Origin of the sequence: Bradyrhizobium sp. SYSU BS000235, from assembly GCF_049747295.1 — a bacterium.
GTDB lineage: Bacteria > Pseudomonadota > Alphaproteobacteria > Rhizobiales > Xanthobacteraceae > Afipia.
The window spans coordinates 2,531,846-2,548,215 of sequence record NZ_JBMHJM010000001.1 but is presented as its reverse complement, the minus strand read 5'-3'; the positions used below and the strand labels follow the sequence as shown (position 1 = coordinate 2,548,215).

General features: G+C 60.5%; 14 protein-coding genes and 1 tRNA gene. 8 read left to right on the top strand and 7 right to left on the bottom strand.

The genetic code is table 11. The features are described 5' to 3' along the window. Positions 1 to 365: 365 nt before the first annotated feature. The 5 genes from ACP0KA_RS11920 to ACP0KA_RS11900 all read right to left on the bottom strand — a co-directional run bounded on the left by ACP0KA_RS11920 (position 366) and on the right by ACP0KA_RS11900 (position 7,129). Positions 366 to 2,486 carry a methyl-accepting chemotaxis protein gene (locus ACP0KA_RS11920; RefSeq protein WP_424628996.1) on the bottom strand — a complete coding sequence of 707 codons (2,121 nt, stop codon included), beginning with the start codon at positions 2,484 to 2,486 and terminating at the stop codon, positions 366 to 368. A gap of 4 nt (positions 2,487 to 2,490) precedes the next feature. Next, entirely contained in the window at positions 2,491 to 3,465 is a 975-nt protein-coding gene (locus tag ACP0KA_RS11915; protein ID WP_424628995.1) for an aliphatic sulfonate ABC transporter substrate-binding protein, read from the bottom strand. A gap of 453 nt (positions 3,466 to 3,918) precedes the next feature. Further along, the gene (locus ACP0KA_RS11910; protein ID WP_424628994.1) at positions 3,919 to 5,010 is read right to left on the bottom strand and encodes an amidohydrolase family protein; all 1,092 of its coding nucleotides are present in this window, start codon (positions 5,008 to 5,010) and stop codon (positions 3,919 to 3,921) included. 629 nt (positions 5,011 to 5,639) lie between these two features. Further along, positions 5,640 to 5,729, bottom strand: a tRNA-Ser gene (locus ACP0KA_RS11905). 305 nt (positions 5,730 to 6,034) lie between these two features. Beyond that, positions 6,035 to 7,129, bottom strand: a complete 1,095-nt coding sequence (locus ACP0KA_RS11900) for an ROK family protein (RefSeq protein WP_424628993.1) — start codon at positions 7,127 to 7,129, stop codon at positions 6,035 to 6,037. Positions 7,130 to 7,477: 348 nt separating this feature from the next. On the opposite strand from ACP0KA_RS11900, the gene rplU reads away from it, so the two are divergent. From rplU to ACP0KA_RS11885, 3 genes are all read left to right on the top strand, one after another. Then, a complete protein-coding gene (gene rplU, locus ACP0KA_RS11895; RefSeq protein WP_424628992.1) occupies positions 7,478 to 7,936 on the top strand; it encodes a 50S ribosomal protein L21 in 459 nt (152 codons plus the stop codon). Between the two features lie 232 nt (positions 7,937 to 8,168). After that, positions 8,169 to 8,438: a 50S ribosomal protein L27 gene (gene rpmA / locus ACP0KA_RS11890; RefSeq protein WP_424628991.1), complete on the top strand. Its 270-nt coding sequence runs from the start codon at positions 8,169 to 8,171 to the stop codon at positions 8,436 to 8,438. A gap of 141 nt (positions 8,439 to 8,579) precedes the next feature. Then, positions 8,580 to 9,173, top strand: a complete 594-nt coding sequence (locus tag ACP0KA_RS11885; protein WP_424628990.1) for a GNAT family N-acetyltransferase — start codon at positions 8,580 to 8,582, stop codon at positions 9,171 to 9,173. 12 nt (positions 9,174 to 9,185) lie between these two features. Here ACP0KA_RS11885 and ACP0KA_RS11880 read toward each other — a convergent pair whose 3' ends face one another. Together ACP0KA_RS11880 and ACP0KA_RS11875 are read right to left on the bottom strand one after the other, a co-directional pair. Next, positions 9,186 to 10,112, bottom strand: coding sequence for a DMT family transporter (locus tag ACP0KA_RS11880; protein WP_424628989.1), 927 nt, complete (start codon positions 10,110 to 10,112; stop codon positions 9,186 to 9,188). 137 nt (positions 10,113 to 10,249) lie between these two features. Further along, the gene (locus ACP0KA_RS11875; RefSeq protein WP_424628988.1) at positions 10,250 to 11,164 is read right to left on the bottom strand and encodes a DMT family transporter; all 915 of its coding nucleotides are present in this window, start codon (positions 11,162 to 11,164) and stop codon (positions 10,250 to 10,252) included. A gap of 258 nt (positions 11,165 to 11,422) precedes the next feature. On the opposite strand from ACP0KA_RS11875, the gene obgE reads away from it, so the two are divergent. From obgE to rsfS, 5 genes are all read left to right on the top strand, one after another. Beyond that, entirely contained in the window at positions 11,423 to 12,502 is a 1,080-nt protein-coding gene (obgE, locus tag ACP0KA_RS11870; RefSeq protein WP_424628987.1) for a GTPase ObgE, read from the top strand. Positions 12,503 to 12,549: 47 nt separating this feature from the next. Next, positions 12,550 to 13,695, top strand: coding sequence for a glutamate 5-kinase (gene proB, locus ACP0KA_RS11865; RefSeq protein WP_424628986.1), 1,146 nt, complete (start codon positions 12,550 to 12,552; stop codon positions 13,693 to 13,695). A 128-nt stretch (positions 13,696 to 13,823) separates the two neighbouring features. After that, positions 13,824 to 15,116 (top strand): glutamate-5-semialdehyde dehydrogenase, encoded by a 1,293-nt coding sequence (locus ACP0KA_RS11860; protein WP_424628985.1) that lies wholly within the window; start codon positions 13,824 to 13,826, stop codon positions 15,114 to 15,116. After that, positions 15,113 to 15,757, top strand: a complete 645-nt coding sequence (locus tag ACP0KA_RS11855) for a nicotinate-nucleotide adenylyltransferase (protein WP_424628984.1) — start codon at positions 15,113 to 15,115, stop codon at positions 15,755 to 15,757. The genes ACP0KA_RS11860 and ACP0KA_RS11855 overlap by 4 nt, the downstream gene beginning before the upstream one ends. 169 nt (positions 15,758 to 15,926) lie before the next feature. Continuing rightward, on the top strand, positions 15,927 to 16,301 hold the full coding sequence (gene rsfS / locus ACP0KA_RS11850) for a ribosome silencing factor (protein ID WP_424628983.1): 375 nt from the start codon (positions 15,927 to 15,929) through the stop codon (positions 16,299 to 16,301). Positions 16,302 to 16,370 lie beyond the last annotated feature (69 nt).

Below are 16,370 nucleotides of genomic sequence, written 5' to 3'. Positions count from 1 at the left end.
ATTTCATGATCACGCTCACGTGCTGACACGCCTGCCAGGACGAAGCCGCGATCTCTCGTTTTGGCGTTGTGATGGTGATTTTTCGTCTGTTGGTCAGCTTGGCTGCAGAACCCTCCAATTCAATTTTTTTAATTTTCAGGAAAAAATTCCACAATTCCGCACAGCGAAAGAAAAATTCATTCGCCAATCGAATGTACGCAGCAAAAATCTACCATTCAAGTGACGGTTTTCTAAACGCGCCGTTTTTTTAGCCAATAAGGACAAGGCTGGGCTGTCAGCGGAGCCGAGCCCGCTTGGCGCATGGTTCAAACACGACTGGATCGAACGCGACTGGCCGCAGCGGCGGCCAGTCGCGTTCGTTGTCGTCAAGCGGCCCGTACGGTCGCGAGGAAGTTCTGCACCTCGAGCTTCAGCCGGTTGCTTTCAAGGGAAAGCGACTGCGCGGACGACAGCACTTGCGAGGAGGCCGATCCGGTCTCGCTGGAGCCGCGCTGCACATCGCCAATGCTCGACGCTACCTGCGTGGTGCCCTTCGCTGCCAGCTGCACATTGCGCGAGATTTCCTGGGTCGCGGCGCCCTGTTCTTCGATCGCAGATGCGATCGTGGTCGAAATATCCGACATCCGCCCGATGGTGACGCCGATTTCCTTGATGGAGAGCACCGATTCGTCGGTCGCGCTCTGGATGCCGCTGATCTGCTGACTGATCTCGCCGGTTGCTTTCGCGGTCTGTTCAGCCAGCGCCTTGACCTCGGACGCCACCACGGCGAAGCCACGGCCTGCATCGCCCGCACGCGCCGCCTCGATCGTGGCGTTGAGAGCCAGAAGGTTGGTCTGCCCGGCAATGGTGTTGATCAGTTCGACAACATCTCCGATTCGGCTCGCCGCTTTCGACAGCTGCGCGACACGATCGTTGGTCTTCTGCGCCTGCTCCACCGCCTCATTGGCGATCAGAGCGGACTCTTGAACCTGACGGCTGATTTCATTGACCGATGACGCCATCTCTTCGGTTGCCGATGCGACCGATTGAACGTTGGTCGAGGCTTCTTCCGACGCCGACGCCACGACGTTCGAGAGAGACTCGGTCCGGTCGGCGGTTGATGTCAGCGTATTTGCCGAGGCTTCCAGTTCGGATGCCGCAGAGGAGACGGTGTGGATGATCTTGCCGACCGCACTTTCGAACTCATCGGCCAGCCGTTGCATGTCCGTCTTGCGAAGGTCCGCAGCGCGCAGCTCCGACGTCTGCTGCTCGCGCTGCAGGGATTGCATCTGCAACCCGTTGGCGCGGAAGGTTTCAAGCGCATTGGCCATGCGCCCGATTTCGTCCGAACTTGCTGCCGGTCCAGCTGTTTCCAAATCGCCATCCGCGATCCGCTGCATGCTGCGTTCAAGCGCAACCAGCCGCCGTCCGATATTCCGCTCCACATAGAGCCAGCCGATCAGGCCGGCCAGCAGCAGCGCGGCAAGCGCCGTCGCCTGCAACATGCGGCGGCTCTGGGTGATGGTCCCGCTCGCCGAGGCGGACGCGTCCGCAACCTGCGCCTTGGCAACCTTCACATTCGCTGCGACGGCCTCGTTCAAACCGGTCGAGGCCGTTCGGCTCTCGCCGATGACCGAGACGCGGTCCGCATCGGCGGCCAACTCAGTGCGCCGAAGGCCGGTCCAGTTTTCCTTGGCCAGTTTGTCATACGCTTCGACAAATGGTTCCAGCGCCTTGCGGCTTTCACCATCCAGATCGTCGACCGCGATCGCCATGGCGTCGATCTCACGCGCGATGCTCTGCTGGATCGGCTTGAGAGCTGTATCGTTCGGCGCCACCGTCGTTTGCACAAATGCCGTCTGCAGACGGGCGCTCGACTGACCGATGTTGGACAGCGCCAGCGACACGTATCCCAACGCCTTGAGCGCGCGGGCAGCCTTGGTGCGGGCTTCCGGCGTCGTCGACGGCGAGGCCATCTCGCCGATCAAGCCAACAGTCCTGTTGCCGCGTTCGATCACCAGCGGCCGTAAAGCAGCAGTCAACTTGGTGTTGTACTCTGCCGCGCGTTTCGGCAACTCGGCGAGCTTCGATCGTGCCGCCAGCGTTTGACCGACGACGGTATCAGCGCGGGTGAGCGCCTTGTTGAGATCAGCCAACCGCGACTCGATGGTCGAAGCAGCTTCCTTGTCCAGCGCACCGCCGCGCAGCGTCTGCAATTCGCCCGTTGCACCGGATAGCGATTTGGCGACCGCGGACGCGCGGGTCTGCCGCTCCGCATCCGATGGCGAATCCAACAGCTGGTAGCCGTAGCTCACCAGCGAATCCACGCGCCGGGCAAGCGACAGGGATCCCTCGATCTGAGGCAGCTTGGCCCGCGCGATATCGTTGATCGCACCATCCATCTGATCGAATGCGATCCAGGCAACACCAGCCGAAACGAGGGGGAGCAGTCCGATGGTTGCAAACGCTGCGCAAAGCCGTTCGCGAACGCCGAATTTCATTGTCATGGGATCAGGCCTTGGCTGGAGCGAAAGAACGGTCGATCATGCTGGTGACGACCTTATCGATATCGACGGATGCGGGGATGATCCCGCTCTGCTTCAGCACTTCACCGGCAGCCGTGATGATGCGCTGTTGCGCGGTGCCGATGATCGAGTTGCGCAGGTCCGTCCGCTCCAGTTGCCGTGACGCCACGGCGTCGTCGATCTTGGCCGCCGCCGCCAGCGTGTCGCGCAGCTCATCGGGATTCTCATCCGCATAGAGCCTGGCCTGGTCGTAGACCTTCAGCACGCGCTTCACCAACTCGGGGTTAGCTGCAGCGAAGGCTTCGCGGACATTGAGAATGCCGTAGGTGTTCAGCACCGGATCGCGAAACAGCAGGCGGGACTTCGCCACCAGCTCGCTCTGCGCCATGATCGGATCGAGGCCGGCCCAGGCATCGACTTCGCCTTTTTCCAAAGCAGCCCGACCTTCGGCGTGCGGCACCGGCTTCAGCACGATGTCCTTGTCGGTCATGCCGACGCTTTCCAGGGCACGCAGCAGGAAGATGTGCGGATCCGTTCCCGGCGTGGCGGCGACCTTTTTACCTTTGATGTCCGTGAGGCTTTTCAGTGGCGACGACGCACCGACCACCAGAGCGGTCCATTCCGGACGCGAGAACACGAACACCGACTTCAGAGGATTGCCATTGGCGCGCCCGATGAGAGCCGCCGCGCCCGCCGCCGAACCGAAGTCCGCCTTGTTGGTCTTCAGCAAGTCGAGAGCAACGTTGCTGCCGGCGCTCGGAAGCCACTCGACGTTGATGCCGTCGCTGGCCAGTTCTTTTTCCAGGAAGCCGTTGTTCTTCAGGATCAGGCTGACCGGATTGTAAGTCGCAAAGTCCATCCGGATCGATTTGACGGGCTCAGCGCGAAGCTTGCCTGTCAGAATGGTAGAGGCTGAGACCGCAGTGGCCCCGGCGAGAAACGAGCGCTTCGTAATGGACATTCCACTTTGCTTTCTTACGGAAAGGTCAGGAGTGCTAGTCAGCCGCGGACAAACGATTCCAACGTCGCAGCAGACTGCGGCGCGGGTTGACCGGCGGGTTTGAGAATTGATTGAACGCAGGAACGCTGAGGGGGCGGTGACGGATTGACTGAGGAAATCGCCCTTTTCTGGTTGCGTAACTGGCCTGACTTCAACCTAGGCGACGTGCATTGAAAATTGGTTACTGGAACTCGGGGCAGTTTAGGTGTGCGCTAAGGTCGCACGCGTGCACGACACTTCGGCTTCAACACGTGGCGCGATCTGATTTTCGGTCGCCCAAGCTTCGACGATGTCGCTATCGCGAGCGGCAATCAGCGACGATGACGAACAAGGGTCATCGGATTGTCGCGACCTTGTAGCCAGAAGCGCGGGAGACGACGGCCCCAAACAGAGCCGTCGCCCCTAATACAGCTCTTAGCTCAGCCTGAGCACCTTGGCGGCGGTCCGTCCCAGGATGTCGGCCTTGTCGTCATCGCTCAACGACGTGCAGGCGAAGATGTGATCGACGGGCGCCAATTGCCATGGATAGGGATAGTCGCTGCCGAGAATGATCTGCTTGGCACCGACCTGCGCGGCCAGATGGCGGATGGCTTCCGGTGTGAAGACCAGCGAATCGAAATAGATCTGGTTGAGATATTCCGACGGCGTCTTTTTCAGTTTGATAGTGGGGTCGCATGCTCTCGGGCCGACCAGACAGGCGTGATCCGAACGGTCGGCGTATGACGGCAGATAGCCGCCGCCATGCGCGGCAATGACCGTCAATCCTGGATAGCGATCGAACGTCCCCTCGAAGATGAGATGAGACAAGGCGATCGTGGTTTCGAGCGGATTTGCAATCGTATTGCCGAGCCAACCGTTTCCGGCGAGCCGTTTGGTCAACTCCGGGATGCCCTGGGGATGGATGAAAAGCGGCACACCCAACTCTTCGGCCTTCGCCCATACCGGGTTGAATTTCGGGTCGGAAAAATTCACGCCGTTAACGGCGCCGCCGATGGCAGCGCCTTTGAGGCCCTGCTTCTTGATCGCTGTTTCCAGTTCCTGAACCGCGAGGTCCGGAGCCTGAAGGGTGAGGGATGCGAAGGCTGCAAAGCGATCCGGCTTCGACGCGCAGAGCTCCGCAAGCTTCTCGTTCTGGATCTTGACGATCTGACCTGCCAGGTCGCGATCACGGTCGTACCAATACGGGTTGATCGACAGCACCTCGAGATCAACGGCTTGCGCATCCATGGCGGCGAGCCGCTTTTCTACACCGATGTAGACCTCGTCGCCGCCGTTGATCGGAAGAATATGGATTTTCTCACCGTCGGCCCCGAGCAACGCGGCGGCTTCGCGGATGTGGCAATGCGCATGAACGTCGATGGTCTTGATGCGCTTGCCGTTGACGGTCACCGGCAGCTTCTGCCGGGATTGTTGCGCATTGGCATTGTGCACCATGCCACAGCCGCAAAACATCACACCGGCGGCCGCCGCCACACCGTGTTTAAGAAAGCTTCGTCTGGTCGTCATGATAAGGTTCTTCCCTTCAGTCTTTTTGTTTGGTTGACGTTCTTACGTGCAACGGGCGCCATCTTTGAGCGGGCGCCGTTGAGGACTACAGAGGTCTTGTGAGATACGAGGACGGTAGCAACAGTCACGACCAAAGCAGACATCATCTGCCGTGGGCGACGCGATGATCGATGCCCATCGCGGCTGTAAAATGGCTAACGGTCGTGGAATGCCTCACATTCCTGCAGCGCAGGCATTGCGCCATCCATTTGAGAAGCGCACGGGATCATCGTGAGCCGATATAACGAGAGCGATGATAAAGATGAGGGACGCTATGGAGCTTCTCGACGCTGAAGGCGGCCGTTACAAGGGACGATAGTGTTTTGCTCAAGTCGGGCTTACAGCTTCGATCCCGGTAACCACACGATCCATGTCGACGGCGACCAACAGGCGCGGCCCGTGGGCGTGAACACATCCTCATCATCGTTCGTAGATTCGGAGGCCGAAATATTCGTGTGACGCCACGAACTGGCGTCGTCCGTAAATCAAGGCTTCGACATCGGGATGACGATGGACGAGCAGCAATTGCGCCTGAAAACCTAGATCAGACAGCGCCGAGAGATCAGGACTTTTCGGTCATTAAGTCAGCTTGGCGGAGAGGGAGGGATTCGAACCCTCGATAGGCTTGCACCTATGCCGCATTTCGAGTGCGGTACATTCAACCACTCTGCCACCTCTCCAGGCGCCAAATCAGCAGATGGTCTGCCGGGTTGGGCGTGTTCTATGCGAGGTTGGCCGGAGAAACAAGGCGCGGAAGCGATTAACCCACCCTGTTTGATGAGGCGCCGTTCCGGCTCTTGCAGGCGCCCCGACGGTCAGGCCCGGCAAGCAACCTCCTGCAAAGTGGGAGGTTTTATGCGGCTGGGACGGACCCACCCCCGCGACGCTCGCGGCCGGTGAGCATCCGCCCTGCCGAGGATGGTCGCCTGCGGGCAAAGGCGGCTTTGCGCCCGAGGCGCGACGCGCGCGAGATGAGGCCCGCCCCTTACCCCTTTTTCTTCTCGTTCTTGTCGGTCTTCTCGCGCGGATTACGCATGGTGAAGCGCGCATTGCCGAGCCCGGTGCCGATGGTCAAAATTCCCCAGCGTTTGTAGTCCTGCATGAACGGGATCTCGCTCAAGCCCTGCACCACGCCGTCATTGTGCATCAGCACCGCCGTGTCGTGCGCCCCGATGGAGGGGATCGCGTCGATCAGGCTGCTAGGTAAGTTGAACTTGCTGCTTTCCCAGTTGCCCGGGAGGTTCTGCGCGCCTTTCTCGATCGAGCCGTCGTCCTTGATGACGCCGGGGCAGGAAATCCCGATAAACGGCGCCAGCTTCAGCCCTTCGGTTTCGGCCTGCTTGATCAGGTCCTTCAGCATATTGGCGAGCTTTTTCACCGCACCCTCGCGGGTCGGCTCATCATCCGCGTGCCGCCACAGCTCCGACTTCCAGACCTGGGCTTTGGACAGATCCGCAGCCTTCTTCTGACGGGTTTCCACCACGCCGCAGCGGATATTGGTGCCGCCGATGTCGACAGCCAGGATGGAATCATGAGCTTCGAAAATCCATGACGGCGCGAGGTGCGCGCAGCCGATCAGCCCCGCCTCATCAGGATGGAAGCGGATCGGAATCATCCGTATCTTGTGGCCGTCCGCCTTCAGAATGATGTCGGCGCGCGCGATGGCCAGTTCGCCGATCCGGCTCTGACGAAATCCACCGCCGACAATGATCGCTTCGGTCTTGTCCCAGGCCTTGGTCTTCAGAAACCGCGTCGTGACATAGGCCAGCTCCTTGGCGAAATCCTCGATGGCGCTGTGAACCAGCGCCGACGCCTCGACGTCGTCGCCGATCAGAATTTCGTCGAGCTTTTTCTTGCTGATTTCTTCGGATGATTTGGCGCCGAACGGGTCATCGCCGTTTTTCTTGAGCGGCTTGCGCCAGTTGTCGAGGATCGCCTGGAAAGCGCCCTTGCTGGCGCGGTCCCCCAGAAAGCCCTCATCGTCCTTCAACTCAATATTGTAACTGTCGATGTCGACGGATGGCAGGCGCGAGGCCCCATGGTTGCCGATCCCGGCGGTCGTCAACGTGTCTTCGGCCATAGTCCCTCTTTCCCTTACCCTCGAAGCGAGTGACAACGGCGAGGAACTCCGTTTGTTTCATGGGCGATTTGGCGCGACAGCCTGCTAAAATCGCTCCAAAATGCGCTAAATCGCTGCCGTTTGGGCGGTTTTTGGACCCCTTTGCCTTGACTCACCGCTTCCGGCCGATGTAAGTCATGGCCATCCGGCGTGGGATTTCTCGCGCCGTTTGTTTTTGCATGGTTGCCTGATAGCAAGCCAAGCAAGAATTTCGCGATCCAACTGATCGCGGTGAACCCATAACGACTGAATAAGAAGCCGGCCCGGACGTCGTCCGAGTGCTGGGATCGAACACGAAGGAATAGAACGATGTTCGCAGTCATCAAAACCGGCGGCCGGCAATTCCGCGTCGTTCCGAATGATGTACTTGAGATTGGCAAGATCACCGGCGATGTCGGCACGATCGTGCAACTGGGCGAAGTGATGGTTGTCGGCGGCGATACGCCGACGCTCGGAGCTCCGTTTATTGCCGGCGCATCGGTTGCGGCCGAAGTGCTGGACCACAAGCGCGGCCCGAAGGTGATCGCCTTCAAGAAGCGCCGCCGCAAGAATTCGAAGCGCAAGCGCGGCTATCGTGACGAAATCACGGTGATCCGCGTCACCGAGATCCTGACCGACGGCAAGTCTCCGAGCGTCGGACCGCGCCCGAAGAAGGAAAAGAAGGTCGAGGCTGCGCCGGCTGACGGCGATGCGCCTGCAAAGAAGGCTCCGGCCAAGAAGGCAGCAGCCCCGAAGACCGCAGCCAAAAAAGCTGCGCCGAAGGCCTAGTGTGGCGGTTCAGAAGTCCGCATCATTTGTGCGGCGAGCCTGGAATGCGGACTTCTGAACCAAAGCCACACTAGAACAATAACTTGCTAGTGTCCTTCGATTCCGAAGTTCGCAAACGAAGCTGCAGCGAAACGATGCGAACTTCGGAATCGGGACACTAGAGCGACAAAAAGTGAAATGATTCCGTCGAGGAATCGGTCTATAGCTTAAAGACGAATTTTGGAGACGAGCCATGGCTCACAAAAAAGCAGGCGGTTCATCGCGCAACGGACGCGACTCGGCAGGTAAGCGTCTTGGCATCAAGGCGTTTGGCGGCGAGCACGTGATTCCGGGCAACATCATTGCACGTCAGCGCGGCACCACCTGGCATCCCGGCCAGAACGTCGGCATGGGCACTGATCATACCCTATTCGCCAAGGTCGAAGGCCGCGTCGAATTCCGCGCCAAAGCCAACGGCCGCACGTTCATCTCGGTAATTCCGATGGTGGCCGCGGCTGAATAAACGGTAGACACATCGCGTCTGCCGGGTCTCGTTGAACCGGCAGAGCAACTGGAAGGCTCGAAGGGGAGACGGGAAACCGGCCTCCCCTTTCGTTTTGCGCGCTCGTTCATGGGGGGCGGGCGCAACCCAAGGAGCCTACCCATGTTGCAGGAAGTGCCAACACCCACGTTGCGGGAATCAAGAACCGTCGTCCTCGAGACCGAGCGACTGGTTTTGCGCCAGCCGACACTCGCGGACGTAAAAGCCATCGCCGCTGTCGTTGCCGACAAACGCGTGTCCATGAACCTGCGTCGTGTGCCGCATCCATACACGCTCGACGACGCCACAACGTTCGTGACCACGATCGCGAACGCCATCGACACCGTCTTCCTGATCGAGCGCGAGCGCACTGCTGTTGGTCTCGTCGGTATCAGTTGGGAAGATGAAAACGCGCCCGAACTTGGCTACTGCCTCGGCGTCGATCACTGGGGCAAAGGCTACGCGACGGAAGCGGCGCGGGCGGTGATCGATTATGCCTTCGAGGAATTCGCCATCGAGCGACTGATCTCGGGCGCGCGCGTCCTGAACCCGGCGTCCCGTCACGTGCTGGAAAAGTGCGGCTTCCAGTGGACCGGTGTCGAGCTGCATCGGTTCCTCGCGCTCGGCTCATCGACGCCGGTCGACTGCTTCAAACTGGATCGCGCGGTCTGGGCGTCGATCAAAAGCTGGCGCAACTCGATGCGGCGCGGCGCCTGAAAAGGTTCTGCGCTACACCACCGTCGGCGGATTGGGCTCCGGCTCGCGGTGCATGACCACACGTTCGCGCAGGAAAATGTAGATGCCGGCGCACGCGACAATAAAGGCTCCGATCATGGTGTTCGGCGATGGCACGTCGCCGAACACCAGAAAGCCAAGCACGATGGCCCAGATGATCATGGTGTACTGAAACGGCGCCACAACACTCGCCGGCGCCAGCGTCAGCGACCGGTTGATGCACAGGATGCCCGCAACGTTGATGATGCCGCTGAGCATCAACAACCCCACGATCGCCCAGGTCGGCGGCACAAACACGAACGCGGACAGAAGGCCGCCGAACAGGAATGACCCCACGACCTGTGCCGTGCCCAGAAACACATTGGACGTTCCCCGCACGAAGCGCGTGGTGATCATGAACATCGACTGACACAGGCAGCCGGCAAGCGCGATCAGCGCCGGCCAGGACAAGGTTGCCCCTGTCGGGCGCAGGGCAATCAGAACACCGATAAAGCCGACAACCACCGCGCTCCAGCGTCGCCAGCCGACCTGTTCCCGCAGGAGAATCGCCGAAAACGCGGTCACGAAAATCGGCGCCGCAAGATAGCAGGTGGTGGCGTCCGCCAGCGGAATGAACTTGATCGCCGTGAAGAACAGCATGCCGTCCGCCACCGAGAACGCCATCCGCAGCGCCTGCAGGCCCGGCCGCGGCAGGGCTCTCGCTGCGGCGAAGTTGTTGCGGGCGAGAAACGGCAGCAGCACCGCCAACGCGCCGAAGCCGCGGATGAAAAACACCTGCGCCGGAGGATACGTCGCCACCATCATCTTGCTGAAGGCGTTGACGAGCGAGAAAATCGATACGCTCGCCACCATGAACAGAATGCCCTTCAACGTCGAAGATTTCGCCGTCGCGCCGGTCAGCCGTTTGAACGAAAAAGGCATCTGCAATTGTTGGAAGGTGCAATAGAGGCGGGCACAGCGCGACGGAATTGTCACGCTCCTCAATGCTTAGAAACCATTCGCACCCAGAACAACTGGCAGAAATGCACGCCTTTTGCCGTTGCTATGCCAACGGCATCTTAGCCCGGCGGGGACACCACCACCGGCTCCTGCCGCGCAAGACTGCGCTCGCGGAAAAAGATGTAGAGCCCTGCGCCGATGATGATCCCGGCTCCCGCCAGCGTGTGTGGCGCTGGAACGTCTGCGAACGCGACATAACCGAAGATCACCGCCCAGATGATCATGGAATACTGATACGGCACCACGACGCTGGCCGGCGCGAGTATCAGCGAGCGGTTCACACTGAGACCTGCGCCGACGGAGAAGCACGAGGCCAGCAAGAAGAAACCAAGATGCGAGAATGATGGTGTCACCCAACCCAGTGGTGCGATCAAACCACCCAACACCAGTGTGCCGACGAATTGGCTCGATGCGAGCACGATGTCCGGCGTATCCCGCAGAAAACGCGTCACCAGCATCAGGGCGGCAAACGACGTGCTGCCGCCGAGCGCGATCAGCGCGGGCCAGCTGATGGTCTGCGTTGAGGGCTGCAGCGCAATCAGGACGCCGCAAAATCCCACCGCGATCGCGGCCCAACGTCGCCAGCCGACGTGTTCGCCGAGGAAGAACGCGGCGCCCGCCGTCGCAAAGATCGGAGCTGCGAGGTAGTAGGTGATGATATCGGCGAGCGGCAGGTAGATCGCTGCAACAAAAAAAGCGGCCACTTCCGCCGAGGACAGAACCACCCGGAGAACCTGCAGACCGGGCCGCTGCCAATTGGTGAATTGCGCCCGATAGCGCCAGATCAGCGGCGAGACCAGGATCAGCGATCCGATACTGCGCAAGAACAGCAATTGTCCTACCGAATAGGTCCCGACGATGAATTTTCCCAGCGCGTCGCCAAACGAGAACAAAAAGATGCCGAGCAGCATCAGGCCAATGCCGGCGAGCCGGGCCGAGCGATTGTTGGCATCGGCGGAGATTTTCGCGAACATGGCTGTGCCGGGGATGAATCGGACCAAAATGCGGCTGGTGTGGCGGTCGGGACACCAGAAATCCCGTTTACGGGCCCAAAGCGTTTACTGCAACCGCCACAAATGCAGCCATTAACCTACCAGCATGCATCAATCGGTTGCCGCTGCGGCGCCCATGGCGCATATATGACTTGAACGGAAACGAGCGGCGCGGCCGGTTTCCGCATTTTCAGCGATCAAAAGGCATTTTTGCTGATCGCGCGCCGTCACGGATGAACCATGAAATTCCTCGATGAAGCCAAGGTCTATATTCGCTCCGGCGATGGCGGAAACGGCTGCGTGGCATTTCGCCGCGAGAAATTTATCGAGTTCGGCGGACCGAGCGGCGGTAACGGCGGGCGCGGCGGAGACGTGATCGTCGAAGTCGCGGATGGCCTCAACACCCTGATCGACTATCGCTACCAGCAGCACTTCAAGGCCCAGAAGGGCGTGAACGGCATGGGGTCGGATCGCCACGGCGCGGGCGGCAAAGACATTGTGCTCAAGGTCCCGCTCGGCACGCAGATCTTCGACGAAGATCGCGAAACACTCATTCACGACTTTACGAAAGTCGGTGAGAAATTTGTGCTGGCGGAAGGCGGCAATGGCGGCTTCGGCAATGCGCACTTCAAGAGCTCGACCAACCGCGCGCCGCGCAACGCCAATCCCGGTCAACCGGGCGAGGAACGTTGGATCTGGTTGCGGCTGAAACTGATCGCAGACGCTGGTCTTGTCGGGTTGCCCAATGCCGGTAAATCGACGTTCCTGTCTGTCGTTAGCGCGGCGAAACCGAAGATCGCGGATTACCCGTTCACGACGCTGCACCCACAGCTCGGCGTCGTCAGCGTCGATGGCCGCGAATTCGTCCTCGCGGACATTCCGGGATTGATCGAAGGCGCTCACGAAGGTGTCGGGCTTGGCGACAGGTTCTTGGGCCATGTCGAGCGCTGCCGTGTCTTGCTGCATCTTATCGATGCCACCTGCGAGCATGCGGGCAAGGCCTACAAGACCGTTCGCGCCGAACTCGAAGCCTATGACGAGCATCTTGCCGACAAGATCGAAATCGTCGCGCTCAACAAGATCGATGCCGTCTCGCCTGAACATCTTAAAGACCAGAAAGCACGACTGAAGCGCGCTGCAAAAAAGACGCCGCTGTTGATTTCTGGTATATCGCGGGAAGGTATCGCCGAGGCACTGCGCGCACTTATCACGGTGATCGACGAGGCACCCGTCTCGGCCAACGCACGAAAGGCGACCGAGTCGCCCGCCATTGCCGATGAAGAACCTGAAACCAAAAGCTGGTCGCCACTCGGCTCCTGACCCGTTCTCTCTGTAGCTCATTCATTTTCGTCAAACACTGCGTTCTCATGTCGAAGCCCTCCCTGAAGAAATTCCGCCGCATCGTCGTCAAGGTCGGCTCATCGCTGTTGATCGACGCGAAAGCCGGCGAAGTGCGGGCCGCGTGGCTTGCAGCGCTTGCGGCCGACATCGCGAAACTGCACCACGACGGCAAGGACGTGCTCGTCGTCTCGTCCGGCTCGATCGCTCTTGGCCGCAGCCGCCTCAAACTGCCGAGCGGCACGTTGAAGCTCGAGGAAAGTCAGGCTGCCGCCGCTGTCGGGCAGATCGCGCTAGCGCGAATCTGGTCCGAAGTGCTCGGCGCTCACGGCATCGGTGCGGGACAAATCCTCGTCACGCTGCAGGACACCGAGGAACGGCGGCGCTATCTCAACGCGCGCTCCACCATCTCGAAACTGCTCGATTGGCGTGCGGTGCCTGTGATCAACGAGAACGACACCGTTGCGACCAATGAAATCCGCTACGGCGACAATGACCGTCTCGCCGCGCGCGTCGCAACCATGACCAGCGCCGATCTGCTCGTGCTGCTCTCCGACATCGATGGGCTTTACACCGCGCCGCCAGCAGCCAATCCCAACGCCAAGCTCATTCCCGTCGTGGAGTCGGTCACCGCCGACATCGAAGCGATGGCGGGCGCCGCCGAATCCGAACTCTCGCGCGGTGGCATGCGCACCAAGATCGAGGCCGCGAAGATCGCAACCAGCGCCGGCACGCATATGCTGATCGCATCCGGCAAGATCGAACACCCGCTGCAGGCCATCGCCGATGGTGGAGCTTGCACATGGTTTTTGACGCCGGCCAACCCCGTCACCGCGCGCAAGCGCTGGATTGCGGGATCGCTCGAGCCCAAAGGCACACTCACCATCGACGCCGGCGCGGTCGCCGCGCTGCGCGCCGGCAAAAGCCTGCTTCCGGCCGGCGTCATCCGGGTGGATGGACAATTTGCCCGCGGCGATGCCGTGGTGGTCCGGGGACCGGATACCCATGAAATCGGGCGCGGCCTCGTGGCCTATGACGCCGAGAACGCCGAGAAGATCAAAGGACGGTCGTCGTCGGACGCTGCCCAGATCCTGGGTGTCAGCGGCCGGGCCGAGATGATCCACCGGGACGACCTGGTCGTGGGCGGGCCTCGCGGCACCGACAGCGCTAAATAGCTCTTTCTGGGTTGTTATCGGCCACTGGCCGACCCCTCGCCGGGCTGCCATGCCTGCTAAATCTCGCAGCGCCGGATTTTCTGTGCTACGGCATGGCCTTAGGTAAATTCCACCCCAGATAGACCGACATGACCGCCCCGCTCAAAGCCCTTGATGGCACGACAGACCTCAATGCTCTCATGATGGAGCTTGCCGCCGGCGCGTGCCGCGCCGCGCGCGTGCTGGCGATCGCGCCAACAGAGCAGAAGAACGCGGCTCTGGCTGCGATGGCTGATGCCATCCGCGCCAATGCCTCCGCGATCCTCGCCGCCAACGCGGAGGATGTCGAAGAGGCGAAAGCTGCCGGTTCAAGCACGGCATTCGTCGACCGTCTCGCGCTCAATGAAGCGCGCATCAAGGCGATGGCCGCGGGCATCGATGTCGTGCGCGACATCGCCGATCCTGTCGGTAAAGTGATGGAGAGTTGGACACGTCCCAACGGCATGACCATCGAACGCGTGCGCGTGCCGCTCGGCGTGATCGGCGTGATCTTCGAAAGCCGCCCCAATGTTGCAGCGGACGCCGGTGCGCTCTGTCTCAAGTCCGGCAACGCCGTGATCCTGCGCGGCGGCTCCGACAGTTTCCGCTCGTGCAGCGCAATCCATCGATGCCTGGTGGAAGGGCTGCGCAAAGTGGGACTGCCCGAAGAGGCAATCGTGCTGGTGCCGACGCGCGATCGTGCGGCGGTTGGATTGATGCTGGCCGGACTTCAGGGTGCGATCGATGTGATCGTTCCGCGTGGCGGCAAGAACCTGGTCGCCCGCGTACAGGACGAAGCCCGCGTGCCGGTGTTCGCACATCTCGAAGGCGTCAATCACGTCTTCGTCGATAAGGCTGCATCACTCGACATGGCCAAGACCATCGTGCTCAACGCCAAAATGCGGCGTCCCGGCGTCTGCGGCGCGACCGAGACTCTGCTGGTCGACAAGGCCGTTGCGCCGACCCAGCTCAAGCCGCTGGTGACGATGCTGCTCGATGCCGGCTGTGAAGTTCGCGGCACAGACGACGTGCGTGCAGTCGATGCCCGCGTGAAGCCCGTGTCGGAAGAAGATTGGGCGACCGAATACGAAGACGCGATCATCTCGGCGAAAGTCGTGGGCGGACTTGATGAAGCGATCGCGCATATCGAACGCTACGGTTCGCACCATACCGACGCCATCGTCACCGAAGACGCGAAGGCCGCTCAGACGTTTCTCAACGAAGTCGACTCGGCCATCGTTCTGCACAATGCCTCGACGCAGTTCGCCGACGGCGGAGAATTCGGTTTCGGTGCGGAGATCGGAATCGCGACCGGCAAATTCCACGCAAGAGGGCCGGTCGGCGTCGAGCAACTGACCAGCTTTAAATATCGCGTTCACGGCACAGGCCAAACGCGCCCGTGAACGACCTGACATTGCCCGCCGAGATTCATCAGCCTCATGACATCCCGTTTCATACGGATGGCATGCGCATCGGCTTGCTGGGAGGATCATTCAATCCGCCGCACGATGCTCACCGTGCGATCAGCCTGTTTGCATTGAAGCGTCTGAAGCTCGACCGCATCTGGTGGCTGGTGTCGCCGGGGAATCCGCTGAAGCGCGGACAAGCCCTCCATACGCTCGATGACCGGGTCGCTGCCGCGGAGAAAATGGCGAATGATCCGCGCATCGATGTCAGCTGTCTCGAAGCTGTCATCGGCACGCGGTATACAATGGACACGATTTCATACCTGCGTCGCCGTTGTTCCGGCGTGCGTTTTGTCTGGATCATGGGCGCCGATAATCTTGCGCAATTCAATCGCTGGGAAAGCTGGCGACGCATCGCAGACCTGGTGCCGATCGCCGTGATCGACCGCCCGCCCGACAGCTTTCGCGCTCTCTCCTCTGTGGCCGCACAAACGCTGGCGCATTACCGTGTCGATGAGCGGGATGCGGGAACCTTGGCTGCTCGCCGCGCACCTGCGTGGACATTTCTGACGGGTCTCAAATCGGACCTCTCTTCCACTCGTCTCCGGAACCCGGATGGGAGTTGGAAGAGCCCATGATGTTTTTCAGCAAGGAACTTTACGCCGCACTGAAGTTCCACTCTGGAAGATTGAAAACGTTAACCCCAAGTGTTTATGATGAAGCGGGCATCAGGATTCGATGCTCGCGATACAGTGAAAGGAATGGTCCCTGACCACGTCTGTATTGTCCAAGGCTCGTACTGAAACGATGCCTGTAGCGGCCTTGAAGGCGCGCCCTGACGCCGACGAGACGCTGAACCTGATCCTCTCCCGTCTTGACGACATGAAGGCGGAAGAGACGGTCACCATCGACCTCCGCGGCAAATCCTCCATCACCGACTACATGATCGTCACCTCGGGGCGGGCCAACCGCCACGTCGGCGCGATCGCGGAGAATGTCGCCAAGGGTCTCAAGGAGAGCGGAATCGCAGCTCCTCACGTCGAAGGCCTGACCGCCTGCGACTGGGTGCTGATCGACTCCGGCGATGTGATCGTTCACGTGTTCAGACCGGAAGTCCGTGAGTTCTACAATCTTGAAAAGATGTGGACCTCGGACAAACCGACGGCAAAACGCGCGCGCTGAAAAGCGCACACCTGATCGCGGCCTCGGCTGCGAAACTTTTGCGTCGCATGTCTTGTGCCGCATGTCTGC